The following is a 24210-nucleotide window of genomic DNA, read 5'->3' as shown; positions in this document are numbered from 1 at the left end:
CGCCGGCAGCGGCTCGACCGGGCGTCCCGCCGGGATCGCCGTAGTCCAGCGGCACCTTGAGCGTCGCGCACGGAAAGGGCCGTCGCAGGTGGAGGTGCCGAGAGGAGGGCCGCCACGGCGCCGGCGACCGGGCGGGACGGGCGGGACGGGCGGCGTGGCCGTCGAGGCAATGAAGTCGCCGGTCGCCGGTCAATTCCCGCTGAGCTGCTGGTGGACGCACTGCGTGTACTCCTGGAAACTGTCGGGCTGGTAGCACTCCTGCGTCCGGTCGGCGTACCAGACGAAGAGGGCGGCGACCAGGACGGACACCACGATCGCGACGGCCGACGTCACCACGCCGGTGAGGGCCTTGCCCCGGCCGGTACCGGTCCGCCCGGCCGTCGTCAGGGCGACGACGCCCAGGACCAGGCCGATGCCGCCGAACAGGCCGCCGATGAGGACGACCGACGTGCTCAAGCCGATGACCCCCAGCGCCATGGCGGCCCCGGCCAGGCCGTTGCCGCCGCCCGGAGGCCGCGGGCCGTAGCCGCGGCCCTGAGGGCCGGGGGAACGCGGGTCCGCCTCGGCGGCCCACGTCGATGCCGTGTGATGCGGCGGCGTCTCCAGTCCTTGCGTGTTCATCAGAGGTCCTCCGGTCGACTGGTCAGGGCACGATCCTGGCTTCCGGGGGCGCGGGCGGGCATCGCGGGAAGGCGGGAGAAAGTGCTCCCTCGATCGGGGGAGGCCGTCGGTGAACTGCCTGGTCATACTGGGCTGATGATGATCAGGGGACTCCGGCCGCTGCTGCGCGGCTCCACGTATTCGGGCATGCTCTTCGCCTTTTGCGGCGCGTTGGCGAGCCTTCCACTGGTGCCTTTCGCACTGCTGCCGACACTGGCGTGGCCGTCCGCTCCCTACGGAGCGCGTGTCGCCCTGGTCCTCGTGGCCTGGGCAGCGCTGATCGGCCTGGTCGGGCTGGCCCGCACCACGCGGCGGGCGCTGATCGCGTTCGCCCGCCACCTTCTGAGGGTGCCGTTGCCGGCCCCGGTGACCGTACGCCGGCCCGCGAGCTCCCGCGGCACCCGGCCGGCTCCTCCCGCGCCGGGCCCTGACGTGCCGTCCGGCGCGGGCCGTTGGCGGACCCCGCTCTGGCTGCTGCTGCACGTGGCGCTGGGGTGGACGGGGGCGCTGACGAGCGGTGTGCTGATCCTCCTGGGGATCGCCTTCCCCGGGGATTGGCTCGGTGCCGAAGCCGGGCTGAGCCTGTTCGGCCGGACGCTGCGGTCCGACGGCGGATGGCAGAGCTGGGTGGCGGCGCTCGGCTGCCTGCTGCTGGCGGCGGTCGTGTGCGTGGTGGTGACGAGCGTGCTGCGGTGGCTGGCGCCGAGGCTCTTGGGTCCTTCGCCGGCCGAGCGGCTCGCGCTGGCGGCCGAGCGGGAGCGGCGGCTGGCCGAACGCAACAGGTTGGCCCACGAGTTGCACGACTCGATCGGGCACACGCTGACCGCGACCACGATCCAGGCGGCGGTGGCGGGCGAGGTGCTCTCCGCCGACCCGGGAGCGGCGCGGGCCGCGCTGCGCAGCATCGAGGAGTCGGCCAGGGCCGCGCTGGAGGACCTGGACTACGTCCTGGGCGTCCTGCGCGAGGAGAAGGCGGAGACGGTACCGACCCGGACCCTGGCCGACCTGCCCGAGCTGCTCGACCGGTTGCGGCACGCGGGCGCGGTGCTGGAGGTGGAACTGTCGGGCGAGCCGGCGCGGGTGCGGGGGACGCTCTCCCGGGCCGCGTACCGGATCCTGCAGGAAGGGCTGACCAACGCGTTGCGGCACGGGACGGGCGGTCCGATCGGGGTCCGGGTGGTGGTCGCGCCGGACCGGCTGGAGCTCGGTGTGGTCAACGGGGTGGGCGCGGGCATCCGTACGGGCGCGGGTGCCTTCCCGGTGTCCGGGCACGGCCTGCCCGGGCTGGCCGAGCGTGTGCGGCTGCTGCACGGTGAGATCGAGGTGGGCCCGGACGGGCCGCGGCACTGGCGGCTGGCGGTCCGGCTGCCGGTACGGGTGTCGGCGTGATCGGCTCCGACGCGAGCCCGGCCGTCCTGCCCGGCCCCGCCACCGGTCCCGGCCTCGCCACCGGCCCGGCCAGTGCCCCCGTCACCCTCCTGATCGCGGACGACGACGCGGTGACCCGTAGCGGTCTGCGCACCTTGCTCGCGGCGCAGCCGGGGATCGCGGTGGCCGGGGAGGCCTCCGACGGCATCGAGGCCGTCGAGCAGGCGCGGCTGCTGCGGCCGGACGTGGTCCTGATGGATGTCCGGATGCCGCGGTGCGACGGCATCGAGGCCACCCGGCGGCTGCTCGCCGAGTCGGCCGGACCGCCGAAGGTCGTGGTGATCACCACCTTCGAGAACGACGGCTACGTCACCGCGGCGCTCAGCGCCGGGGCCAGCGGGTTCGTGCTGAAGCGGCTTCCGGTCCCGCAGATCGCCGAGGCGGTACGGGTGGTGGCGGCGGGGGAGGCGATCCTCTTCCCGGCGGCCCTGCGCCGGATGGTCGCCGCCCGCCCGCTGGACGGTGCCGAGGCGCTGCCGAAGGCGGCGCTGACGGAACGGGAGGAGGAGGTGCTGCGGTCGATGGCCAAGGGTCTGTCCAACCCGGAGATCGCGCGGTCGCTCATGGTGAGCCTGGAGACGGTGAAGACGCACGTCGGGAACGTGCTGGCCAAGCTCGGTGCGCAGAACCGGACCCACGCGGTGGTGATCGCGTACGAATCGGGTCTGGTGGTGCCGGGGTACACCGGCTGACGCACGGCTCGGGTGATCGCCACCGCTCCGGGGACCGCCCGGTCCGGGCGGCGTCTCCGGAAGGGCGCGGCCGGCGCCCTCCACCCCGCGGCGCCTTCGGTCCGAAGGCCGTCGGCGGGTCACTCGTCACGCCGGCGGGTCACTCGTCACGTGGTGCGCCGCTCGTCGAAGGCACCCCGACCCGGGCCCCGGGGCGGTGGGTTCAGCCGGCAGCGATCGCCCGCCCGCCGGGCCCGGCCACGGGGAAGGCTGAGCGTCATGACGACACCCCCGCCCGCCCGGGACCTGCCCGGTACGGACCCCGCCCACCCCCGGCCCGGCCAGGAATTCTCCGGTGAGGTGGCCGCCTACTACGAGGAGTTCCGCCGCGGTTACCCGCCGCCTGTCCTCGAAGGGCTGCGGTCCGCCTTCGCCCTGGACGCCGACCCCACCACCGGAGACCTCGCCCTCGACCTCGGCTGCGGCACCGGCCAGCTCGCCCTCCCGCTCGCCGCCCACGTCCGTACCGTGATCGGCATGGACCCCGCGCCGGACATGCTCGACCGGGCCCGGGCGGCCGCCGCCCGCCACGGCGTCCGCAACGGGCTCTGGCTGCTCGGCTCGGACGCCGATGTCCCGGCGCTCGCCGAGGTGCTGCCCGCCCGGCTCGCCCTCACGGTGATCGGCAACGCCATCCACTGGATGCGCCACGAGGAGCTGTTCGCCGCACTGCGCCCGGCCACCCGCCCGGGCGGCGGCGTCGCGGTGATCGCCAACGGCACACCGGTCTGGGCCCAGGACAGCGACTGGTCCCGTGCGCTGCGCACCGTGCTGGAGGAGTACTTCGGTTACGCGCCCGCCGTCTCCTGCGGCACCGTCGCCACCGATCGCGAGCGCTACGCCGGAGCCCTCGCCGCCGCCGGGTTCACCGAGGTGCGGGAGAGCGTCGTCGACTACCAGGGCGAGCTGACCTTCGACCAGCTCCTCGGCACCGTCTGCTCCGCCGTCCCCGCGCCCTCCCTGCCCGCCCCGGCCGAGCGGGCGGCCTTCGCGGCCCGGCTGCGGGCCGCCCTGCCGCCGGGCCCCGCGGTGTACCCGGAGCACGTCCGGGTCGCGGTCCTCACCGGGCGGGTCTGACCGGGCGGTTCGTACCTGCGGGCCCGGGGCCGGCGGCCCCCCGGCCCGGCCGTGCGTCACCCGTGGCCGTCCTGCGCGGCCACGGGGACGGCGGCCTCCCGCAGCCGCAGCCGCCAGTACTCCATCTCCGCCGCCGTTCCCGTCAGCCCGGTGCTCCGCAGCTCGGTGACGAGTTCCCGGGCCCGTGCCAGGGAGACGCCGGCGCCGTCCCGGAAGGCCTTCATCGCCGCCACCGCGCTCGGCAGCGGCCCGGTCAGCCGGAGCCGGGTGGGGCCGTGCGCGGCGAGCAGCGCCGTCCGGACGCTCTCCGGCGTGGGTTCCGGCCCCGCGTGCTCGCACCAGGAGATGCCGCAGCCCGCGCAGGAGACCTCCACGTCCCACCAGAGCCCCCGCTCCAGGACGAACTGGTTCACCTGCCGCACGGTCGCACCCCCGCAGGTGTCGCAGCGCCCCGCCATCCGTACCGTCTGTTCGACCGTCACTGTTCCCTCCCGGCTCGGTCATCCGCGATCCTTCCGTCCGCGACCGCCGCGGCGCGAGCCGGTTTCGGCCTCCGCGCGCCCCGCTCCGCGCGTGCCGGATCGGCTGACGGACGCTCACCGGGCTCCCACCGCAGGCGTCCCGGTAGGATCGACCGATCATGGACCCGAATGTGCGGCATACGATGATCGCCGTCCCGCCGGGGCGGGTGACGCTGTCGGACCGGCGGACGGAGCGCAGCTGGGCGGTCGAGCTCGCGCCCTACCTGCTCGGGGCGTTCCCGGTCACCAGGGCGCTGTACGCGCAGGTCACCGGCGGGCGACCGGGCACGGCGCGCGGGGACCGGCTGCCCGTCGAGAGCGTCTCCTGGTGGGACGCCGTCCGGTTCTGCAACGCCCTCTCCCGGCGCGACGGGTACACGGCGGCCTACCGCCTGGGCGCGGACGCGGGCCTGGACACCGACGGCGAGGCGGCCGACGGCGGGGCCGTCACCTGGGACGCGGCGGCCGACGGCTACCGGTTGCCGACCGAGGCCGAATGGGAGCACGCCTGTCGGGCCGGCACGAGCGGGCCGCACTACGGGCCGCTCGACGACATCGCCTGGTACCGCGGCAACTCGCGGGAGCGGATCCACGAGGTGGGCGGCCGGCAGCCCAACCCGTGGGGCTTCCACGACATGCTGGGCAACGTCTGGGACTGGTGCTGGGACGTCTACGACGCCGAGGTCTACGGCACCTACCGGGTGCTGCGCGGGGGCGGCTGGTTCGACGAGCACTGGAGCTGCCGGGCTTCGGCGCGGCGCCGCAGCCACCCGAGCTTCCGGGTCGACGACGTGGGGTTCCGGGTGGCCCGCTCCCTCGCGCCCGGCCGCGCCGCACCCGGCGGGGTGCGGCCGGGCGCTCCTGACCGCGCCTGACGGCGCGCGGGCGTCAGGCGCGCCGCCCGGCCTCCAGGGCGGCCCGTTCCACCCGGTTCCGGTGCTCCTCCCACCAAGTGCGGTCGCCGGGCGCCATGTTGTCGTCCTCGGGCCGCAGCCCCGTCACCCCGTCGAGGAGTTCCCGGACGACGTCCGCGTGCCCGGCGTGCCGCTGGGTCTCCGCGACCATGTGGACGAGCACGCGGTGGAGCGTCAGTTCGCTCCGGTTCCCCCACGGCACCCGGCCGACCGCGTCGAGCGGCAGCGACTCGATCGTCGCGTCCGCGTGGACCCACGCCTCGCGGTACCGCCCGACGATCTGCTCCCGCGTCTCGTCGGGGGTCGCCCACAGGTCCGCGTTCGGCTCGGCGTCGCCCGTGATCCAGAGCGGCGTTCCGGCGAACGGCCGCCCGAAGGTGGCGCCGAAGTAGAGCGCCTCGGCGCCGGTCGCGTGCTTGACCAGCCCCAGCAGGTTGGTGCCGGTCGGGGTCATGGGGCGGCGCAGGTCGTACTCCGACAGCCCGTCGAGCTTCCAGAGCAGGGCGTCACGGGCGTCCTGCAGATAGATCTGAAGATCTTTCTTGTCATCTGGTCCGGTCATGTGGATCAGTCTGTCGTTCCGGCGGTCCCTGTCCACCGCTTTTGGGGCAACGCCCGCGCCACCGGCCCCTTTCGGCCGGGAGCCGCGGCCGGCACTCAGCGCGGCGGCGCGGTCCGGCCGGGGGCGGCCAGCGCGACGGCGGCGGCGTCGAGGATGTTCCGGAACGTACGGGTGATCACCGGCCGGGCGAACCGGCGGGTGAGCGGGCCGCCGATCAGCGGGACGCTCACCTCGGCACGGGTGGTCCACTGGACCCGGGTGCCGCCTTCGACCTCCGTGAAGGTCATCCGGCCGAGCTCGTGACGGGACGGCGGCAGACTCCGGTCGACGACGTACTCGGTGGCGTACGGGGGGTCGTAGTGGGTGACGCGCTCGCTGAACCAGCCGATGAGCCACAGGTGATCGCGGACGGCGCCGACGCCGTAGGGCGCCCCGCTGCCGCGCCGGGCGAGGCGGCAGCGCAGGACCAGCGGCGAAGCCGTGTAGTTGGTGGTCGTGGTGAGCCAGTCGAACACGTCGTCGATGGGGGCGTTGATGACACGTTCGACGGTCATGGTCTCCATGGTGGGCGTCCTCCTCGGTCGAGTGGTCCTTCGTCCTCTTCCCGTGCGCCAGGGAGACGCCCCGCCCCGGCGGTATGTGACGGTCCGTCAGTGTGACGTGCGCCACGGAGTGGGGGCCGCGGAGGTGCGCCCGACCGCGGCGGGCGGCTCAGGCGCCGGCGGGCCCGGCCGGTGGCGCGGGCGCCTCCACGGGCGGTGGCAGCGGCGAGTAGTGGGCCCGGTTGGCGTTGAAGTGGGCCGAGTAGTACGTCGCGCCGCCGCTTTCCGGCTCCATCGGTGGCGGATCGGTGACCGCCTGGACGTAGCGGGGCCAGTCCTGCCCCTCGACCTCGAGCTGTGTCGCCGGCCGTGGCGCGCCCCGGAAGTCCACGTACCTCTCCGCGTGCTCCGCCGTCCAGAGCGGGCCGCCGCCGAGCGCGTTCGGCGCGGCCGGACTGTGGACGGCCTGGACGCGGAAGTTCTCCGGGAACCGGCGTGGCATCACCATCGCGGTGCGGCGCCGGCTGTTGCCCCGGTGGCGGCCGACGACGGGCACGTCCGGGCTGCCCCCGTCCCATCGCGGCGGTGCGAGCCAGACCTCGGCGCCGGGGGCGAAGTGCCGCAGTCCGGTGCGGATCTCCGGCCCGCCGTCGCCGTGGGTGGTCTCCCGGGCGACATCGGCCACCACGCAGAGGCCCAGCGGTTCAGGGCCGGTCCCGGCCGTCATGTCGGCCGTCATGTCGGCCGTCATGGCCGCCGTCATGCGGCACCCGCGGCCGGTGGCGGTTGTCACGGCCGGTGCCGGTCGTCGCGGCCGGGTGGCCCGACGGCCGGGTCCGGAGCCGGACCCGGCCGTGTCGGGTGCTGCTCGCGGTCAGTGGAACTGGCCGGGCCGGTAGTCACCGGCCGGCGTCCGGAGTACGACGTTCCCGCGGTTGAAGGCGTTGATGACGGCGATGACCCCCACCAGGGCGCCGAGCTGGTCCTCGTCGTAGTGCTGGGCGGCGTTCGCCCAGACCCGGTCCGGGACACCGCCGGCCGCGTCGGCGATGCGGGTGGCCTCCTCCGCGAGTTCCAGTGCCGCGCGCTCGGCCTCGGTGAACACCGTGGCCTCGCGCCAGGCCACGACCAGGTTGAGGCGCTCCGGGGACTCCCCGGCGTGCACGGCGTCCTTGAAGTGCATGTCGGCGCAGAAGCCGCAGCCGTTGATCTGGCTGGCACGGAGTTTCACCAGCTCCTGGGTCGAGGCCGGCAGGGTCGAGTCCTCAAGGACCTTGTTCGCGGCGCTGATGTGCTTGAAGACCTTGCCCAGGACGGGGTTGGTGAAGGGGTTCAGGCGGGCTTCCATGATCTGCTCCGTGGCCGTTGTCCGTTGCTTGCGCACCTTGGACGAAGCAGCCCGGCGAGTTGTGACACGGATGGTCCGTGCCGCGCGTGATTCCTGCCGTGCGGCGGGGTGGGCCCGGGGGCACGGACCCCGGGGCGTCGTTCCCGGCGGCCGTCGTTCCCGGGCGCTGTTCCCGGTTGGGTCGGCCGGCCGTCGGATGTCGGTGGAAAGCCTTGGTACGGCGGGGTCGACACGGAGAGTGACCGCGGGGGTGGGTTAAGCAGACTTGAATCTTTGCGAACGAATGTTCGATCCTGGGGGTGTGCCCGTTTTCGAATCTGTTTTCGAATCCACCGCCGAGCGGCAGCCGCTCCGACCGGTGGTGTCGGCGGCTGCGCTCGGTGCCGGTGCGGTCGGCGGTCGGCGTGGGCTGCTGCCGGTGCTGCCCGCGTTGGGGGCGGTGCTGCCGGAGGGCGGGCTGCGGCGGGGAACGACGGTGTCGGTCGGGGCCGGGGACACCGGGTTGCTGCTCGCGCTGGCGGCCGGGGCGCGGGAGTCGGACGGCGGCTGGGCGGCGGCGGTCGGGCTGCCGGATCTCGGGCTGGCCGCCGCCGCCGGCTACGGGCTGGACCTGCGGCGGCTGCTGGTCGCGGACGACCCCGGGCCACACTGGGCCGAGGTGGTGTCGGTGCTGGCCGGGGCGGTCGAGTTGATCATGCTGCGCCCGGACGGGCCGGTGGCGCCGAAGCCGGCCGCCCGGCTGGCGGCCGTGCTGCGGCGCAGCGGGTGCGTGCTGCTGGTGGCCGGCCCCTGGCCGGGCGCGGGGCTGCGGCTGGAGGTGCGCTCGGGCCGGTGGTTCGGGCTGGGGGACGGGCACGGGCAGCTCACCGGTCGGCAGGTGGAGGTGGTGGCCGAGGGGCGCGGTTCGGCGGTGCGCGGGCGCACCGCCCGGCTCTGGCTGCCGGACGAGCACGGCGAGGTGCGGTCGGTGGTCGAGCCGGCCGGGGTGGGGGAGGACGTGACGTCGGGGGCCGGGACGGGCCTCGACCGTATGGCGGTGGTGTGAGATGACCGGCAGCGGAGTACCCGGAGCGCCGGGGACGGCCGGCGTGCCCGGGGCGGCCGTGGAAACCGGGGAGCCCGGGACGCCGCGGGTGCTGGTGGTCTGGTGCCCGGACTGGCCGGTCGTGGCCGTCGAAGGGCGGGCGGACGGCGGTCGGGCGGACGGCGGGAGCGACACCCCGGTGGCGGTGGTCGCCGGTGGGCGGATCCTGGCCTGCTCGGAGCCGGCCCGGGCGGCCGGGGTCCGGCAGGGGCAGCGGCTCAAGCTGGCCCAGCGGCTCTGCCCCGCGCTGGAGCTGCGGGAGCGCGACCCGGAGGCGGAGACCCGGCGGTTCGAACCGGTGGTCGCGGCCGTCGAGGCGTTCACGCCCCGGGTGGAGGTGCTGCGCCCGGGCCTGTGCGCGATCCCGATGAAGGGGCCGAGCCGGTACTTCGGTGGTGAGGAGGCGCTGACGGCGAAGGTGCAGCGGGCGGTGGCGGCGGCCCTGGCCGGTGCGGCGGACCGGGACGGGGAGGAGGCCCGGGACGGGAAGGGGTCGGAACAGCAGACCCACCCCGCCGACCCCGAGCCCGCCGGACGCCCGCACCCACCGGGGGCCCGCGCCGACGCCCACACCCACTCCGTCACCGCCACCGACGTCCATGCCGCCTGGAGGCACCCGGCGGAGGCCGACCGTGCGGCGGCGCGGCGGCGGGCCGGTGCGGCGGACGGCCTGTTCGCCGCCGCGCCCGCCGCCCGGGACGGCGCACCCGGCGGGTTCGCCCGCCCGCCCGAGCCGCACCCGCCCGAGCCGCACCCGCCCGAGCCGCACCCGGCGCGGGCGTCGGCCGGGGCCGGGCACCCCGAGGGGGCGCGGTCGGTTCCCCGGGCCCTGGTCGGAGTCGCCGACGGCCTGTTCGCCGCCGTGCTGGCGGCCCGGGCGGGGGTGCTGGTGCCGGCCGGTCGGACGGCGGAGTTCCTCGCGCCCTACCCGGTGGCCGCGCTCGGTGACGGTGGGCTGGCGGAGCTGCTGGACCGGCTCGGCCTGCCCACCGTCGGGGCGTTCGCCGCGCTGCCCGCCGAGGCGGTCGCGGACCGCTTCGGCCCGCCGGGCACGGCCGCCCACCGGCTGGCCCGGGGGTTGCAACCGCGCCCGCTGGTGCCGCGTACGGAGGGTCCGGACCTCTCCGTCGAGCAGTGTTTCGACCCGCCGGAGCCGCTCGCCGAACCGCTGGTGTTCGTCGCCCGCACCCTGGCCGAGCAGGTGCACCGGCAGCTCGCCGGGGCGGGCCTGACCTGTCAGCGGGTCGCCGTCGAGGTGGTCTGCGCGGACGGGCGGACCGTCTCGCGGCTCTGGCGGCACGAGGGCCGGCTGTCGGCGACGGCGCTCGCCGAACGCGTCCGCTGGCAGCTCCAGGCCTGGCAGGGCGCGGGGACGTTCGCCGTGCCGGACGGCGGGCCCGCGCACGACGCGGGCTTCACCGCCCTGCGGCTCGTCCCCGACGACCTCTCGCCCGACCAGGGGCGGCAGTTGGCGCTCTGGGGGCAGGCGGTCGCGGACGACCGGGTGGAGCGTGCGGTGGCCCGGGTCCAGGCGGTGCTCGGGCATGCCGGGCTGCGCCGGATCGAGCCCGCCGGCGGGCGGGGGCCGGGCGAGCAGGCGGTCCGGGTGCCGTGGGGCGAGCCGTACGACCCGGTGGCGCCGGCCGACGCGCCCTGGCCGGGGCGGCTGCGGGACGTCTGGCCGGCGGTCGTGCACCGCGCCCCGGTGCCGGTCGCGGTGCTGGACATGGCCGGGCGGCCGGTGGTGGTGGACGGCCGGGCGGGGGTGTCGGCCCGGCCGGCCCGGATCGCGGTGCGCGGGCGGGACCTGGTGGTGGAGGGCTGGACCGGGCCCTGGCCGGCGGTCGAGTACTGGTGGGACCAGTCGCGGGCCCGTCGCCGGGCACGCTTCCAGGTCACGGTGGCGGACGGTCGCGCGCTGCTGCTCACGGTGGAGAACGGTGAGTGGTTCGTGGAGGCCGGTTACGACTGACACCGGCACGGGCGCCGGGCACGGGCGTGCGGGGCGGGGGCGGGGGCACGGCAGGAACAGGGGGGAGGCAGCACACGAGCGAGACCGAAGGCGACAACCCCCGATGGGATTCACCAGCCACCCCACGCTCCCCTGGAGCGAGCTGCACCGACGCCTGACCGGCGGCCGGCCGGGCCCGGCCGTGGGCGAGGTGGTGCCGATCCGCCGCCGCACCGAGGAGCGGGGCCCCGGGCCGGCCGGGCCGACCGGTGACCCGGCCTGGGCGGAACTGCACGTCCACTCGGCCTTCAGCTTCCTCGACGGTGCCAGCGACCCGGAGGACCTGGTGGCGGAGGCCGCCCGGCTGGGTGTCGAGGCGCTCGCGCTCACCGACCACGACGGCCTCTACGGCGCGGTCCGCTTCGCCGAGGCGGCCCGCGAGGCGGGTGTCGGCACGGTGTTCGGCGCGGAGCTGACGCTGCGCCCCGACCCGGGCCGTGACCAGGAGGTGGAGCACCTGCTCGTCCTGGCCCGCGACCCGGCCGGCTACCGCCGTCTCTCCGCGGCGATCGGGGCCGCCCAGCTGGCGGGCGGGGCCAAGGGCCGTCCGGCGTACGACTTCGCGGCGCTCGCCGACGCGCACGACGGCCACTGGGCGGTGCTCACCGGCTGCCGCCTCGGCCGGGTACCGGCCGCACTCGCCGCCGGTGCCGCCGGGCCCGCCGGTGTCGCCGCGGGCTCCGCCGCCGGCACCCGGGAGGCCGAGCGCCGGCTGCGCACCCTCACCGAGGCGTTCGGCCGCGAGAACGTCCACGTCGAGCTGATCGACCAGTGGCTGCCCGGCGACGACCTGCGCAACGACGCCCTCGCCGCACTGGCGGCCCGGCTCGGCCTCCCCGTCGTCGCCTCCACCAACGCCCATCACGCGGGCCCGGCCCAGGGCCGGCTGGCGCAGAGCCTGGCCGCCCTGCACGAGCGCCGGACGCTCCAGGACGCGGCGGGCTGGACGCGGGCGGCCGGCACCGCGCACCTGCGCTCGGGCCGCGAGATGGCGGCCCGGCTGGCCCGCTTCCCGGGCGTGCGGCAGGCCACCGTCGAGCTGGCCCGGGCCTGCGTGTTCGACTTCACCCGGCTCGACCCGGAACTGCCCGGCTTCCCCGTCCCGCCCGGCCACACCGAGATCAGCCATCTGCGCGCGCTGGTCGCCGCCGGCGGCCCGGCCCGGTTCGGGCCCGGGAACGCGGCCGCCCGCCGGCAGCTCGCCAAGGAGCTGGACGTCATCGAGGACCTGGACCTGGCCGGGTACTTCCTGATCGTCCACGACATCGTCGACTTCTGCCGTCGCGAGTCCATCTGGTGCCAGGGCCGGGGCTCGGCGGCCAACTCGGCGGTCTGCTACGCGCTCGACATCACCGCCGTCGACCCGATCCACTACCGGCTGCTGTTCGAACGCTTTCTCTCCACCGCCCGGGACGGGCCGCCCGACATCGACCTGGACATCGAGCACCGCCGCCGGGAGGAGGTCATCCAGTACGTCTACCGCCGCTACGGGCGCGAGCACGCCGCCCAGGTCGCCAACGTGATCACCTACCGGCCCCGGCTGGCGCTGCGCGACGCCGCCCGGGTGCTCGGCTACCCGCAGGGCCAGGTGGACGCGTTCAGCCGGCAGAGCGACTTCCGCTCCCCGCCCGGCGCGGACGCCGTCATCCCCGCCGACGTGCTCGCGCTGGCCGGGCAACTGCACGGCCTGCCCCGCCACCTGGGCATCCACTCGGGCGGCATGGTGCTGACCAGGGACCCGATCGCCGAGATCTGCCCGACCGAGTGGGCCCGGATGCCGGGGCGGTCGGTGCTGCAGTGGGACAAGGACTCCACGGCCGGGGCCGGGTTGGTCAAGATCGACCTGCTCGGGCTCGGCATGCTCTCCGCCCTGCACGACACCTGCGACCTGATCGCCGAACACCACGGCGCGCGCTACGACCTGGCGACCGTCCCGGACGACGACCCGGGCGTGTACGCGATGCTGCGCCGGGCCGACACGGTCGGTGTCTTCCAGGTCGAGTCGCGCGCCCAGATGGCGACCCTGCCCCGCCTCAAGCCGGACCACTTCTACGACCTGGTGGTCGAGGTGGCGCTGATCCGGCCGGGCCCGATCCAGGGCGGTTCGGTCCACCCGTACCTGCGGCGCCGGGCCGGGGCCGAACCGGCCGGCTGTCCGCACCCGTTGATGGAGAACGCGCTCGGCAAGACCCTCGGGGTGCCGCTGTTCCAGGAGCAGATGATGCAACTGGCCATCGACTGCGCCGGGTTCACCCCCGCCGAGGCGGACCTGCTGCGCCAGGCGATGGGCTCCAAGCGCTCGCACGAGCGGGTCGCCCGGCTGCGCGAGCGGCTGTTGAGCGGGATGGCCGAGCGCGGCATCCCGCCGGAGACCGCCGAGGACGTCTACACCAAGATCGAGGCCTTCTCCAACTACGGCTTCCCGGAGAGCCATGCGATCAGCTTCGCCTACCTGGTGTACGCGAGCGCCTGGCTCAAGTACCACTACCCGGCCGCCTTCACCTGCGCGCTGCTGGCCAACCAGCCGATGGGCTTCTACGCGCCGCTCAGTCTGATCTCGGACGCCCGGCGGCACGGGGTGCGGGTGCGCGGGGTGGACGTCAACGCCAGCGGGCCCCGGCCGACCCTGGAGCCGTACCGGGGGCCGACCCCGGCGCCGCCGCTCACCGCCGGCAAACCGCAGCCGGCCATCCGGCTCGGCCTGGTCACCGTCCGCGGTGTCGGCACCCCGCAGGCCGAGGCGATCGCGGCCGGGCAGCCGTACGCGGACCTGGAGGACTTCGCGCGCCGGACGGCCCTGCCCGCGCCGGTCCTGGAGGCCCTCGCCGCGGCGGGCGCGTTCGGCTGCTTCGGGCTGGGCAGGCGCCAGGCGCTCTGGGCCGCCGGGGCGTTCGCGGGGGTGTCGGCGGCGCTGATCCCCGGCACCACGCCCGGCACCGAGGCCCCGCCACTGCCCGGGATGACCCCGGTGGAGGAGACCATCGCCGACCTCTGGGCCACCGGGGCCTCCGCCACCAGCCACCCCGTCCAGCACCTGCGCGCTCGTCTGGAGCACGGCGGCGCGTTGACCGCCGCCCAACTGCCGGACGTGGAACCGGGCGCGGCGGTGGTGGTCGGCGGCCTGGTGACGCACCGCCAGCGCCCGCCGACGGCGGGCGGCGTCCTGTTCCTCAGCCTGGAGGACGAGACCGGCCTGATCAACGTGATCTGCGGCCGCCCGGTCTGGGAGTCCCAGCGCCGTACCGCCCTCGACCGGGCCGGCCTGCTGGTGCACGGCCACATCGAGCGGGACCGCGGTGCCACCAATCTGATCGCCACCCGGCTCACCCCGCTGCGGCTGGGGGTCTGATCCGGGACCGGCCCGGCCGGGTCGTTCGTGCAATGATCGCCCCCATGAACGCGATGCCGCGGACCGGGGCCCGCCCGGTACCGCTCCTCGGACGGGTGGCCCTGCTCGGTGCGGCCGCCGCCCTGGTGGCGGGGTGCGGGAGCGCGCACGTCACGGCGGCGGGCGGGGGAGGGCCGGTGCGCCCCGGACCGACGCTCGGCGCCTTCACTCCGGACGCCTCCGTCACCCCGTTCGGCACCCTCCCCACCCCGAGTGCCCCGCCCCCGGCGGCCTGCACACCGGAGGGGGTCTCGCTGGCCGCCGAGGAGGTGAACGCCGCGATGGGCCTGCGGGTGATGGGCATCCGCCTCACCAACTGCGGCTCCCGCCCCTACACCTTGAACGGCCGCCCCGGGGTCCGTGTCCTCGACGCCGAGCGCGCACCCCTGGGCATCACCGTCCGCAACGGTTCGGCGGGCATCGCGACCCTGGAGGGCTTCGACGCGGCGCCGAAGGCGGTGACGCTCGACCCCGGCGAGTACGCGGCCTTCCAACTGGTCTGGCGCAACACCGTCACCGCGGGGACGGGGCCGGCCGACAACGGGCGCTTCCTGGAGGTCGCCCCGCTGCCGGGCCGCCCCCGGGTGGTCGTCCCCGCCGACCTCGATCTCGGCACCACGGGCCGGCTCGGCGTCTCCGCCTGGACCGAGCCCGCCGAGGCCCGCCCGGCGGACACCCGGCCGGGGGCCCCTCAGGCCGGGTAGCCGATCCCGGCGATGTCCTCGGCCAGCTCGGCGAGTTCGGCCTCCGGATTGAGCCCCGCCAGCACCGCCGGAGTGAGCGGCCGCAGCGCCAGCACCTCGGCGACGGCCGCCGGATCGATCGGGCTCCCGGGCTCGTAGTACTCCTCGGCCCACTCCCGGTAGGCCTGCGCCGAGCCGTCGGCCAGCAGCTCGAACAGGCCCTCGCCGCCCCGCGCGGCCGCCGCGACGGTCCAGGCCGCGTCGTCCGGCCGCCGCCAGAAGCAGACGGTGACGATCGGGCCGTCGGCCTCCGCGAAGGCCGGCTCCTCGGCGTACGGGCGGAACACCTCGGGGACGGTCGTCAGCAGCTCCGGGGCGTTCGGCGCCTCGTGGTCGAAGCCCCGGCCGTAGGCGCCGGCGGGGGAGAAGACCAGGAACCAGTCGTTGCCGCAGCCGTCCCGCATCGAGGCCAGCTGCTCGCCGGGCGCCCAGTGCGCGTCGAAGGAGTAGGACCGGCCGTTCCGGTCGTCCGGGCTGAGGGCGGCGTCGAGCACGGCGAACGCCCGGCAGCGGTCGCGGAGGTCGGTGATCGAGGGCAGGCGGCCGAGCAGTGCGTTCATCCCGCGATTCAATCCGACACCGCTGACAGTGCGAGTGTCGGGATACCGGCGTGGCGCAGTCGTGGGGGCGCCTGCGCCACGCCGGAGCTGGAGGGGGGGGGGGGGGGGGGGGGGGAACGGCAGGGCGGGCGCGGGTTCAGAAGGCCGGGGTGTCGTTCAGCTCGACGATCCGCAGATCGCCCAGGCGCACGGTGTACCAGACCTCCTGGCTGCCGCCGCCGCCCCAGTACTCGGTCAGGCGTACCGAGGCGAAGCCGTACTCCTCCTTGACCTGCTGGCCGGACCACCGGGCCGGGACGTTCTGGGCGCGGAACACCGGGTCGGCGTCGTGCTCGGCGGCCCAGGCGTCGAGGCGGAAGTTCAGGTGCGGGGCGAGGTAGCGGTCGCGGACGGCGCGCGGGGCCTCGCCGCTCTCGCGGAGCACCGCCCGCCGGTACTCCTCGACGAAGGTGACCACCTGATGGGCGGCCGGCGTCCCGGCCCGGACCTCCCGGGACGAGCCGGGGGTATCGGTGGGCAGGGCCGGGGCCGCCTGGGCGGGAGCGGCCGGGCCGCCGATCGCCAGGAGGGCGGCGAAGGCGGCGCCGGCCAGAACGGTGCGCAAGGCGTCAGCACGAATCATGGGGGAATTCCATCATTCGTCGACGAACTCCGTATATCGCCGAAAGGAGTGGTTTAGCCTATCGGCGCTGTTATTTGACGATTGATCACCTAGAGGTCGGACCCCGCCGGGCGCCCCTTGCCCGGCGCGCCCGCGAAGGCCTGGGCGATCGACAGCCAGGCCGTCGCCGTCGGGCCGGTGGCGGTCAGGGCCAGGTCGTCCCGGTGGCGGCGCTGGGTCACCAGCAGGCAGAAGTCCAGGGCCGGGCCGCTCACCCGGTCCGTCGCGTCCGCCGGTCCCCAGGTCCACGACCCGCCGTCCGGTGCGGTCAGTTCGACCCGGACCGGGGCCCGCGGCGTCGGCCGCCCGTGCAGCGTGAAGGCGAACCCCATGGTCCGCACCCCCAGATGGGCGATGTGCCGCAGTCGGGCGGTCGGCTCGCGCACCGCGCCCAGGGTGTCCGCGACGTCCTGTCCGTGCGCCCAGGTTTCCATCAGCCGGGCGGTCGCCATCGACGGGGCCTTCATCGGCGGGCCGAACCAGGGCAGCCGCAGATCGGCCGGGGTCGCGGCGAGGGCCGCCCACAGCCGTTCCCGGCCGGCCCGCCAGCGTGCCAGCAGTACCGGGGGCGCCTGCGCCGCGCCGCGCGCCGCGCCCTCGTCGACCGGGTCCGTGCCGGCGGCCAGCAGATCCCCGAAGACCCGGCCGGAGTCGGTGACGAAGGCCTCCGGGTCGCGCGCGGAGAGCGCGGTCCAGTCGTCCGTCCAGGCCAGGTGGGCGATCTGGTGCGCGATCGTCCACCCCTGGGCGGGGGTGTCCGCCGCCCACTCCCCGGGTGCCAGCCCGGCCACCAGGTCGTCCAGGCCCTCGCTCTCGGCCCGCAGGTCGTCGAGCAGGCCGGTCAGTACGGCCGTGGCCTCCGGCGCCGCACCGTCCTTCGTCATGGGTGTCCCCGTTCCCCTCGGTTGTGACTCGCCGGTAACCCGTGTTCCGCACCCTACGCCGAGCCCGCCGCCACCACCCGGGACTCCACGGAACACGCACGTCAGGACTCTCGCCACCGGCCGCGCGGCGTGTGAGAATCGCGCGGTGACAAGGGCAGCGGACACCCCCGCCCGGCCGGCCGGCCTCCCCAGCGGGGCCGATGCCCTCGCCGCGCGCGCCGCCGAGCTGGTCCGGGACGCCGTGCTCGGCGACCTCGCCCGCCGGGTGGTGGCCGAGTGCGGCGCCGACGTCGGCCTGGTCGGCGTTCCCGAACCGGACCGGCGCAGCCGGGGCCCCGAGCGCATGGTGCTGCGCCACTGGGCCGGCACCCGGGCCGAGCTGCTGCACGATCTCGCCGTCCCCGCCGGGACCGGCCTCGGCGGCCGCGCGCTGGCCGAACGCACCCCCAGCTGGGTGCCCGACTACCGGGCCGCCACCACCATCTCGCACCACTACGACGCCGCCGTCACCGCCGAGGACCTCTACGCGATGCTCACCGTCCCGCTGCTGCACGGCGGCGCGGTGCACGGCGTGCTGTACGCGTCGCTGCGCGCGGTCGTCCCGTTCGGGGACGTCCGGATCGGCGCCGTCACCGGGCTCGCCGCGGCCGCGACCCGGGCGCTGGCCGGCGCCGCCGCCTGGAGCGGCCCGCCGGCCCGGCGGCCGGACCCCGCCCGGCCGCCGACGCCCTCCGTCCCGCCGGTCCCGCTCACCAGGCGCGAGCACGAGGTGCTGCGCTGGGCGGCGACCGGCCGGACCAACCCGGAGATCGCGGCCCAGCTGGGCCTCACCCGCAACACCGTGACCGGCTACCTGAAGAGCGCCATGCACAAGCTCGGGGTCCGCAACCGGACCGAACTCGCGTTGGCGGCGCGGGAGTCCGGGCTGGTCAGTTGACCTGCCGGTCCCGGTCGGCCCAATAGGGCTCGCGGAGCCGGAACTTCTGCAGCTTCCCGGTGGTGGTCCGCGGCAGGGCGTCCCGGAACTCCACCGAGGTGGGCGACTTGTAGCCGGCCAGCCGCTGCTTGCAGTGCGCGATGAGGTCGGCCTCCAGGACGTCGAACCCGGGCTTGAGCACGACCAGCGCCTTGACCGTCTCGCCCCACTTCTCGTCCGGCACGCCGATCACCGCGACCTCGCCCACCGAGGGGTGGTCGTAGAGGCAGTCCTCCACCTCGATCGAGGAGACGTTCTCCCCGCCGCTGATGATGACGTCCTTCTTGCGGTCCGAGATGGTCAGGTAGCCGTCGGTGAGGGTGCCGCCGTCCCCGGTGTGGAACCAGTCGTCCCGGATCGCCTCCGCCGTCTCCTTCGGCTGCTCCCAGTAGCCGTCCATGACGACGTTGGCGCGGACGAGCACCTCACCCTCCTCGTCCACCCGCACCTGGTTGCCGAGCGCCGGTGCGCCCGCCTGCACCAGCTTCTCCGCCCGCTCCCCGGCGGGCAGTTCGTCCCACTCGGCGCGGGTGCGGTTGACCGTCACCACCGGCGAGGTCTCGGTCAGGCCGTAGATCTGCATGAACTCCCAGCCGAGTTCGGACTCGATCCGCTGCACCACCGAGGTCGGCGGCGGGGCGCCGGCCACGATGATCCGCACCCTGTCCCGGCCGGGGACCGGCCCGTCCCAGTCGGCCGCCGCGTCCAGCACCATCTGGATCACCGCGGGTGCGCCGCTCAGGAAGGTCACCCCGTGCCGCTCGACCCGGCGCAGGATCTCGGCGCCGTCCACCTTGCGCAGCACGATGTGCCGCGCGCCCAGCCCGGTGAGGGCGAACGGCAGGCCCCAGCCGTTGGCGTGGAACATCGGCAGGGTGTGCAGGTAGACGTCCCGGTCGTTGGCGCCGAAGTGCAGCCCCATCAGGACGGAGTTCAGCCAGATGTTGCGGTGGGTGAGCCGAACTCCCTTGGGGCGGGCGGTGGTTCCGCTGGTGTAGTTGATCGTCGCGGTGTCGTTCTCGCCGATCTCGTAGCGCCGCGGTGCCCGGTCGAAGTCGTACAGCAGGGCGTCGCTGTCCGCGCCGAGCACGAAGGTGTGCCGGGTGTGGACGCCGGCCAGCGGTTCGGCGAGTTCGGGGTCGACCAGCAGCACGGAAGCGCCGCTCTGCTCGACGATGTACGCGACCTCCTCCGCCCGCAGCCGGAAGTTCACCGGCACCAGGACCCGGCCGTGACCGCTCACGCCGTAGAGCGAGGTCATCAGCCGCGCCGAGTTGTGCGAGACGATCGCGACCCGTTCGCCCGGCCCGACGCCCAGCCGGTCCAGCCCGGCGGCCTGCGCCCGGGCCAGCTCGGCGACCCGGCGGTAGCTCAGCTCGCCCCAGGATTCGGCGGGTTGCGCCGGCTCGTCGACGATGCCGACCCGGTCGCCGTAGACCAGCTCGGCCCGGTCGAGGAAGTCCATCACGGAGAGTGGAATCTGCATGCGCCCACTGTCCTCCGCCCGTCCCTTCCTGCACACCCCCGATCGGGGGTGTCACCCGGACGGGCCGCCGCTGTCAGCTGCCGCCGGCCGCCGCCAGCGCGGCGGCCAGCCGGTCCCGGGCCTCGGTCTGGACGGCGATCCGGCGCTCCAGGACGGCCAGCCGCTCCCGGGCGATCCGCAGGGCCCGCGCCGAGGCCGGTGCGGTCAGCACGTCGCCGTCCAGGCAGGCCAGGAAGGGCCGGACATCCTCCAGGGTGAACCCGGCGGCCAGCAGGGAGCGGATGTTGCGGACCCGGACGGCCGTCGATTCGTCGTACACCCGGTAGCCGTTGGCCGCGCGGGAGGAGACGATCAACCCGGCCTGCTCGTAGTGGCGCAGTGCCCGGGCCGTGCTGCCGGTCGCCCGGGCCAGTTCTCCGATCAGCACCGCCGCCCGCCCCTTCCCGGACCGGAGTCCCGGCTCGCCCCCGGACCCGGCGCCCGGCTCACCCGACGACGGCGCCGCCGTCCACGGGCAACACTACTCCGGTGACGAACGAGGCCTGCGGCGAGGCGAGTTGCGTGATCGCCCAGGCCACCTCGGCGGGCCGGCCGATCCGCCCGAGCGGGGTGTGGGCGATCTGCCACCGCCGGACGGCCTCCCGCTGCCCGGCGTCGAGCCCGGAGTGCTCGCCGATCGGGGTCCCGATCGCCCCGGGCGCCACCGCCACCACCCGCACCCCGCGCGGCGCCAGCTCCACCGCCCAGCTGCGGGTGACCGACTCCAGCGCGGCCTTGCTCGCCGCGTACACCGCGTTGCCCGGCCAACCCCGTTGGCCGACGGAGGTCGTGACGTTGACGATCACGCCCCGGCTCGCCTCCAGCGGCGCCAGGGCGGCCTGGCCGAGCAGGACGGCGGCGGTCAGGTTGGTCGCGAGCTGCGTCGCGATCGCGTCCGGGGTCAGCGCGCCGAGGCCGCCGCCCCGGACGATCCCGGCGTTGTTCACCAGGACGTCCAGCCGTCCGTACCGGTCCAGGACCTCGCGCACGATCGCCTCCGGGGCGTCGGCGCCGGTGATGTCCGCGACCAGCGGGTGGATCCGCCCGGGGGCGCTGTGCGCGGTCCGCGTCAGCGGTTCGGCCCGTCGCCCGACCGCCACCACCCGGACCCGCGGACCCTGCGCCGCGAAGGCCTGCGCGGTGGCCTGCCCGATCCCCGTCCCGGCGCCGGTCACCAGGACGACGTGGAGGTCCGTCGGCTGCTGCGTGTGCTCGTTCATGCGGCCCACTCTCGGACCCTGCCGCCAGTGTCAGGGTCAAGTCGCCTTCCGGAGCCGGGTCGGGCCCGGGTGGGAACGTCCGGCTCCGCTTGCTGTGCCGGGCGCGAACAGGCGCGGGCCGCGGGCGGCCGCCGGCGGGGAGGCTGCTAGGAAGGTGCCACCGCAACCGAACGGGGAGCAGAGAGACATGAGCGACGAACGGCCCGAGAGCCTGTACGACGCCCTGGGGGGCATGGAGGCGCTCCGCCGCCTCAGCGACACCTTCTACGAGGGCGTCCTGGCCGATCCGGTCCTGAAGCCCGTCTTCGCGGACTTCACCACCACCCACATCGACCACGTCGCCGTCTGGCTGGCCGAGATCTTCGGCGGCCCGGCCCGGTTCACCGCCGAGCTGGGCGGGCACCAGTCGCTGCTCCGCTCGCACCTCGGCCTCGCCATCACCGAGGAGCAGCGCGGGCGTTGGATGGAGCTGATGGGCGCCGCGGTGCGCCGGGAGCTGCCCGACGACGAACTGCTGCGCCGCCGGGTGCTGGAGTACTTCGACTGGGGCACGAAGATCGCCAAGGACGTGTCGGCGGCCCCCGTCGGCGAGGACCTCGGTGACCCGGGCCCGACGCCGCGCTGGGGCTGGGAGGGTCTGCGATGACGGTCACCACCGGACTCAACTTCGGACCCGCCTCCGGACTCCCCGTCGCCGCGGGCCTGTTGCTGCGCCCGTTCCGGGACGAGGACGCGGCCGCCCTGGTCGAGATCTACCGGGACGAGACGCTGCGTCACTTCACCCGGACCCCGGTGACCGACCTGGCGGAGGCGGCCCACTGGCTGGACCTGCAGCGCCGCGGCCGGGCGGACGGCGTGCGGTACAGCTTCGCCGTCCTGGAGCCCCACGACAGGCCCGCCGGGGCCGACCGCACCGAGGACGGCCGCAGCGGCGACGGCCCCGCCACGCTGGTCGCCAACGTGGTGCTCAAGCGGGGCGAGCCCGGCGCGGCGGCGGCCGAGGTGGGCTACTGGACGGCCGCCGCCGCCCGCGGCCGGGGCGTGGCGCCGCGCGCGCTGGAGGCGCTCACCCACTGGGCGTTCACGGCCTTCGCGGCGGACGGACTGGTCCGGCTCGACCTGCTCCACCAGGTGGACAACGCGGCCTCCTGCCGGGTGGCCGAGAAGGCCGGCTACCGCTTCGGGAGCGTGCTGCGGGCCGTGCCGCCGGAGTACCCCCTGGACGGCCACCTGCACAGCCGCTCGGCGCCGCCGGCCGGCCGGGGCGGGGCGTAGGCCCGGTCCGGCCCGAAGGACTGGACGGGGGGCAAAGGCGCAGCCCAGAGTGGCTCTCATGGCTTCTCTGGTACGACATGTGACGATCGACTGCGCCGCCCCCTTCGAACTCGCCGAGTTCTGGGCGAAGGTGCTGGACAGCACGGTGAGCGAGGACGACAACCCGGGGGACCAGGAGGCCCTGGTGGAGTCGCCGGGCGCCGCGCTGCTGTTCATCCAGGTGCCCGAGGGCAAGGCGGCGAAGAACCGCGTCCACCTGGACATCCAGCCGCAGGACCGCACCCGGGACGAGGAGGTGGAGCGCCTGCTGGCGCTGGGCGCCACCGTCCTGGGCGACCACCGGACCCCGGACGGCAAGGGCTGGGTGACCATGGCGGACATCGAGGGAAACGAGTTCTGCGTCGAGCGCAGCGCCGCCGAGCGGATCGCCACCTCCTGAACAGTGGGGTCCCCACCCGTCGGTCACCCGTCGGTCACCCGTCGGTCACCCGTCGGGTACGGCCGCCTGCCAGGTCCATGAGGCCCTGCGTGGGCGGCCGTTCAGTTCGCCCCGGCCGGTGCACCAGAGCAGTACGGCCGCGGGCTCGTCGGCCGGGGCGTCGGGGAAGAGTCGTTCCAGGACCGCCGCGCAGAGCCCGGCGGGCGGTTGCCGGCGCAGGCCGAGGCCGAGGGTGATGTCGTGGGTGTGCAGCAGGGTCTCGGCCACCCCCATCGCGGCGAAGCCGGACGGGTCGCAGGGCCCGTGGTGCCAGGCCCGCAGGTCGGGCGGCGCGGCATCCAGCGCGGTGGCCAGCAACTGCCCGCAGGCCGTCACCACCGTCAGGATCTCGCCGGGCCCGGCATCGGCCCGCACGGTGAGGTCGAGTGGCAGATAGCCGTCGGTGGGCCGGGCGGCGAGCTGGCCGGCGTAGGCGAGCAGGTCGTGCGCGATGTGGGCGGCCGTCTCCCGGCAGCTCCACTCCAGCGGCCCGGCCGGCGCCGCCCAGGCCCGGTCGTCGCCGCCGTACGGGCCCAGGGTGCGCAGCAGTTCGTCGAGCGCGGCCCGGACGTCGTCACCGTTCATGACGGCAGTTTCTCACCCGCCCGGCGCGACGAGTCCGGTCCCGTGGGCGAGGGCGACGGCGAGGGCCCGGGCTCGGTGGCGCGGGGTCAGGTGGGCGAAGACCGGCGGCGGAGTCGGGTCACGCCCGCGGCGGCGGCCGTGACCCGGGTGCCCGGCCGGGGCTCGCCGGGGCGCGCCCGCTACCCCAGCTGGATGGAGCGCTTCGCCAGGCCCATCCAGAAGCCGTCGATCACACTGCGCTGGTGGCCCAGGTCGGCCTCGCCGGCGCCGAGGGTGACGAACAGCGGGGCGAAGTGCTCGGTGCGCGGGTGGGCGAGCCGCCCGGCGGGGGCCTTCTCCTCGAAGTCGAGCAGCGCGTCCAGGTCCTCGGCGTCCAGGGCGCGGCGGCCCCAGTCGTCGAACTCGGCCATCACCGAGCTGATCCGGCCGTCGGAGCTGAGCGCCCGCAGGTTGTGGGTGAAGAAGCCGCTGCCGACGATCAGTACACCCTCGTCGCGCAGCGGGGCGAGCCGGCGGCCGATCTCCAGCAGCCGCTGCGGGTCCAGGGTGGGCATGGAGACCTGGAGGACGGGGATGTCCGCCTCGGGGAACATCTCCACCAGCGGGACGTAGGCGCCGTGGTCCAGGCCGCGGTCCGGGATGTCCTGGACGGGCGTGCCGGGGGCGCGCAGCAGTTTGCGGACCCGCTCGGCGAGCGCGGGGGCGCCGGGGGCGGCGTACTGGACCCGGTAGTAGTGCTCGGGGAAGCCCCAGAAGTCGTAGACCAGCGGCACGGTGGTGACGGCGCCGAGGGCCAGTGGTGCCTCCTCCCAGTGGGCGGAGACCATCAGGATGGCCGTGGGGCGGGGCAGGTCGGCGGACCAGGCGGCCAGCTGGCCGGGCCAGAGCGCGTCGTCGGCCAGCGGCGGCGCGCCGTGCGAGAGGTAGAGGGCGGGCATGCGCCCGGGGGTGGCGGTGCTCATGACGGCTTCTCCCGCTTCCGTTCGATCGGCGCGTCCGGTGCGGCCGGGCGGCCCACGCGCTTCCAAAGTAGTTCA

26 protein-coding genes are annotated in these 24210 nt (G+C 75.5%); 12 read left to right on the top strand and 14 right to left on the bottom strand.

What is annotated here, in order from left to right:
* Positions 1 to 189: 189 nt before the first annotated feature.
* Complete coding sequence (locus ACIQTO_RS05090; RefSeq protein ID WP_402383044.1) at positions 190 to 621, bottom strand: DUF4190 domain-containing protein; 432 nt, start codon at positions 619 to 621, stop codon at positions 190 to 192.
* Between the two features lie 135 nt (positions 622 to 756).
* On the opposite strand from ACIQTO_RS05090, the gene ACIQTO_RS05085 reads away from it, so the two are divergent.
* The 3 genes from ACIQTO_RS05085 to ACIQTO_RS05075 all read left to right on the top strand — a co-directional run bounded on the left by ACIQTO_RS05085 (position 757) and on the right by ACIQTO_RS05075 (position 3896).
* Complete coding sequence (locus tag ACIQTO_RS05085; RefSeq protein ID WP_402383041.1) at positions 757 to 2049, top strand: histidine kinase; 1293 nt, start codon at positions 757 to 759, stop codon at positions 2047 to 2049.
* A gap of 26 nt (positions 2050 to 2075) precedes the next feature.
* Positions 2076 to 2780, top strand: a complete 705-nt coding sequence (locus tag ACIQTO_RS05080; protein ID WP_402384221.1) for a response regulator — start codon at positions 2076 to 2078, stop codon at positions 2778 to 2780.
* A gap of 258 nt (positions 2781 to 3038) precedes the next feature.
* Complete coding sequence (locus ACIQTO_RS05075; RefSeq protein ID WP_402383039.1) at positions 3039 to 3896, top strand: class I SAM-dependent methyltransferase; 858 nt, start codon at positions 3039 to 3041, stop codon at positions 3894 to 3896.
* A gap of 56 nt (positions 3897 to 3952) precedes the next feature.
* On the opposite strand, the gene ACIQTO_RS05070 is transcribed toward ACIQTO_RS05075, so the two are convergent.
* Positions 3953 to 4309, bottom strand: a complete 357-nt coding sequence (locus ACIQTO_RS05070; protein ID WP_402383036.1) for a hypothetical protein — start codon at positions 4307 to 4309, stop codon at positions 3953 to 3955.
* Positions 4310 to 4536: 227 nt separating this feature from the next.
* Here ACIQTO_RS05070 and ACIQTO_RS05065 point away from each other — a divergent pair, with 227 nt between their 5' ends.
* Positions 4537 to 5292 (top strand): formylglycine-generating enzyme family protein, encoded by a 756-nt coding sequence (locus ACIQTO_RS05065; protein WP_402383033.1) that lies wholly within the window; start codon positions 4537 to 4539, stop codon positions 5290 to 5292.
* Positions 5293 to 5305: 13 nt separating this feature from the next.
* Here ACIQTO_RS05065 and ACIQTO_RS05060 read toward each other — a convergent pair whose 3' ends face one another.
* The 4 genes from ACIQTO_RS05060 to ACIQTO_RS05045 all read right to left on the bottom strand — a co-directional run bounded on the left by ACIQTO_RS05060 (position 5306) and on the right by ACIQTO_RS05045 (position 7783).
* Complete coding sequence (locus ACIQTO_RS05060; protein WP_402383030.1) at positions 5306 to 5893, bottom strand: DinB family protein; 588 nt, start codon at positions 5891 to 5893, stop codon at positions 5306 to 5308.
* A 95-nt stretch (positions 5894 to 5988) separates the two neighbouring features.
* Positions 5989 to 6456, bottom strand: a complete 468-nt coding sequence (locus tag ACIQTO_RS05055) for an SRPBCC family protein (protein ID WP_402383027.1) — start codon at positions 6454 to 6456, stop codon at positions 5989 to 5991.
* A gap of 148 nt (positions 6457 to 6604) precedes the next feature.
* Positions 6605 to 7186 carry a hypothetical protein gene (locus ACIQTO_RS05050; protein WP_402383024.1) on the bottom strand — a complete coding sequence of 194 codons (582 nt, stop codon included), beginning with the start codon at positions 7184 to 7186 and terminating at the stop codon, positions 6605 to 6607.
* Between the two features lie 123 nt (positions 7187 to 7309).
* Complete coding sequence (locus ACIQTO_RS05045; protein ID WP_402383021.1) at positions 7310 to 7783, bottom strand: carboxymuconolactone decarboxylase family protein; 474 nt, start codon at positions 7781 to 7783, stop codon at positions 7310 to 7312.
* Positions 7784 to 8084: 301 nt separating this feature from the next.
* Here ACIQTO_RS05045 and ACIQTO_RS05040 point away from each other — a divergent pair, with 301 nt between their 5' ends.
* The 4 genes from ACIQTO_RS05040 (at position 8085) to ACIQTO_RS05025 (ending at position 14970) form a co-directional block, all read left to right on the top strand.
* Positions 8085 to 8828 carry a hypothetical protein gene (locus ACIQTO_RS05040; RefSeq protein WP_402383018.1) on the top strand — a complete coding sequence of 248 codons (744 nt, stop codon included), beginning with the start codon at positions 8085 to 8087 and terminating at the stop codon, positions 8826 to 8828.
* A 1-nt stretch (position 8829) separates the two neighbouring features.
* Positions 8830 to 10839, top strand: coding sequence for a hypothetical protein (locus ACIQTO_RS05035; RefSeq protein WP_402383016.1), 2010 nt, complete (start codon positions 8830 to 8832; stop codon positions 10837 to 10839).
* Between the two features lie 103 nt (positions 10840 to 10942).
* Positions 10943 to 14227 (top strand): error-prone DNA polymerase, encoded by a 3285-nt coding sequence (locus ACIQTO_RS05030; protein ID WP_402383013.1) that lies wholly within the window; start codon positions 10943 to 10945, stop codon positions 14225 to 14227.
* Between the two features lie 44 nt (positions 14228 to 14271).
* On the top strand, positions 14272 to 14970 hold the full coding sequence (locus tag ACIQTO_RS05025; RefSeq protein WP_402383011.1) for a DUF4232 domain-containing protein: 699 nt from the start codon (positions 14272 to 14274) through the stop codon (positions 14968 to 14970).
* On the opposite strand, the gene ACIQTO_RS05020 is transcribed toward ACIQTO_RS05025, so the two are convergent.
* The 3 genes from ACIQTO_RS05020 to ACIQTO_RS05010 all read right to left on the bottom strand — a co-directional run bounded on the left by ACIQTO_RS05020 (position 14958) and on the right by ACIQTO_RS05010 (position 17114).
* Positions 14958 to 15569 (bottom strand): hypothetical protein, encoded by a 612-nt coding sequence (locus ACIQTO_RS05020; protein WP_402383009.1) that lies wholly within the window; start codon positions 15567 to 15569, stop codon positions 14958 to 14960. The two genes, ACIQTO_RS05025 and ACIQTO_RS05020, sit on opposite strands and share 13 nt — an antisense overlap.
* A gap of 136 nt (positions 15570 to 15705) precedes the next feature.
* Positions 15706 to 16191, bottom strand: coding sequence for a hypothetical protein (locus tag ACIQTO_RS05015; protein WP_402383006.1), 486 nt, complete (start codon positions 16189 to 16191; stop codon positions 15706 to 15708).
* Between the two features lie 89 nt (positions 16192 to 16280).
* The gene (locus ACIQTO_RS05010; RefSeq protein WP_402383003.1) at positions 16281 to 17114 is read right to left on the bottom strand and encodes a TIGR03084 family metal-binding protein; all 834 of its coding nucleotides are present in this window, start codon (positions 17112 to 17114) and stop codon (positions 16281 to 16283) included.
* Positions 17115 to 17259: 145 nt separating this feature from the next.
* Here ACIQTO_RS05010 and ACIQTO_RS05005 point away from each other — a divergent pair, with 145 nt between their 5' ends.
* Positions 17260 to 18051 carry a LuxR C-terminal-related transcriptional regulator gene (locus tag ACIQTO_RS05005; protein ID WP_402383001.1) on the top strand — a complete coding sequence of 264 codons (792 nt, stop codon included), beginning with the start codon at positions 17260 to 17262 and terminating at the stop codon, positions 18049 to 18051.
* Here the strand turns inward: ACIQTO_RS05005 and ACIQTO_RS05000 are convergent.
* The 3 genes from ACIQTO_RS05000 to ACIQTO_RS04990 form a co-directional block, all read right to left on the bottom strand.
* Positions 18044 to 19576 (bottom strand): AMP-binding protein, encoded by a 1533-nt coding sequence (locus ACIQTO_RS05000; RefSeq protein ID WP_402382998.1) that lies wholly within the window; start codon positions 19574 to 19576, stop codon positions 18044 to 18046. The genes ACIQTO_RS05005 and ACIQTO_RS05000 overlap by 8 nt on opposite strands.
* A gap of 73 nt (positions 19577 to 19649) precedes the next feature.
* Positions 19650 to 20003 (bottom strand): MerR family transcriptional regulator, encoded by a 354-nt coding sequence (locus ACIQTO_RS04995; protein WP_402382995.1) that lies wholly within the window; start codon positions 20001 to 20003, stop codon positions 19650 to 19652.
* 58 nt (positions 20004 to 20061) lie between these two features.
* On the bottom strand, positions 20062 to 20835 hold the full coding sequence (locus tag ACIQTO_RS04990) for an SDR family NAD(P)-dependent oxidoreductase (protein WP_402382992.1): 774 nt from the start codon (positions 20833 to 20835) through the stop codon (positions 20062 to 20064).
* A 187-nt stretch (positions 20836 to 21022) separates the two neighbouring features.
* Here ACIQTO_RS04990 and ACIQTO_RS04985 point away from each other — a divergent pair, with 187 nt between their 5' ends.
* Genes ACIQTO_RS04985 through ACIQTO_RS04975 form a run of 3 tightly spaced genes read left to right on the top strand, consistent with a single transcriptional unit; the run spans position 21023 to position 22549 of the window.
* Positions 21023 to 21481 carry a group II truncated hemoglobin gene (locus ACIQTO_RS04985; RefSeq protein ID WP_402382989.1) on the top strand — a complete coding sequence of 153 codons (459 nt, stop codon included), beginning with the start codon at positions 21023 to 21025 and terminating at the stop codon, positions 21479 to 21481.
* Positions 21478 to 22110, top strand: coding sequence for a GNAT family N-acetyltransferase (locus ACIQTO_RS04980; RefSeq protein ID WP_402382986.1), 633 nt, complete (start codon positions 21478 to 21480; stop codon positions 22108 to 22110). The genes ACIQTO_RS04985 and ACIQTO_RS04980 overlap by 4 nt, the downstream gene beginning before the upstream one ends.
* A gap of 58 nt (positions 22111 to 22168) precedes the next feature.
* The gene (locus ACIQTO_RS04975) at positions 22169 to 22549 is read left to right on the top strand and encodes a VOC family protein (RefSeq protein ID WP_402382983.1); all 381 of its coding nucleotides are present in this window, start codon (positions 22169 to 22171) and stop codon (positions 22547 to 22549) included.
* Between the two features lie 45 nt (positions 22550 to 22594).
* Here ACIQTO_RS04975 and ACIQTO_RS04970 read toward each other — a convergent pair whose 3' ends face one another.
* Both ACIQTO_RS04970 and ACIQTO_RS04965 read right to left on the bottom strand, forming a co-directional pair.
* Positions 22595 to 23173: a maleylpyruvate isomerase N-terminal domain-containing protein gene (locus ACIQTO_RS04970; RefSeq protein ID WP_402382981.1), complete on the bottom strand. Its 579-nt coding sequence runs from the start codon at positions 23171 to 23173 to the stop codon at positions 22595 to 22597.
* 179 nt (positions 23174 to 23352) lie between these two features.
* On the bottom strand, positions 23353 to 24135 hold the full coding sequence (locus tag ACIQTO_RS04965; RefSeq protein WP_402382978.1) for a dioxygenase: 783 nt from the start codon (positions 24133 to 24135) through the stop codon (positions 23353 to 23355).
* Positions 24136 to 24210: the final 75 nt, after the last annotated feature.

This window comes from Kitasatospora sp. NPDC091207 (assembly GCF_044768625.1).
Lineage (GTDB): Bacteria > Actinomycetota > Actinomycetes > Streptomycetales > Streptomycetaceae > Kitasatospora.
The sequence above is the reverse complement of the archived record's forward strand: the minus strand, read 5'-3'. Positions and strand labels throughout refer to the sequence as shown.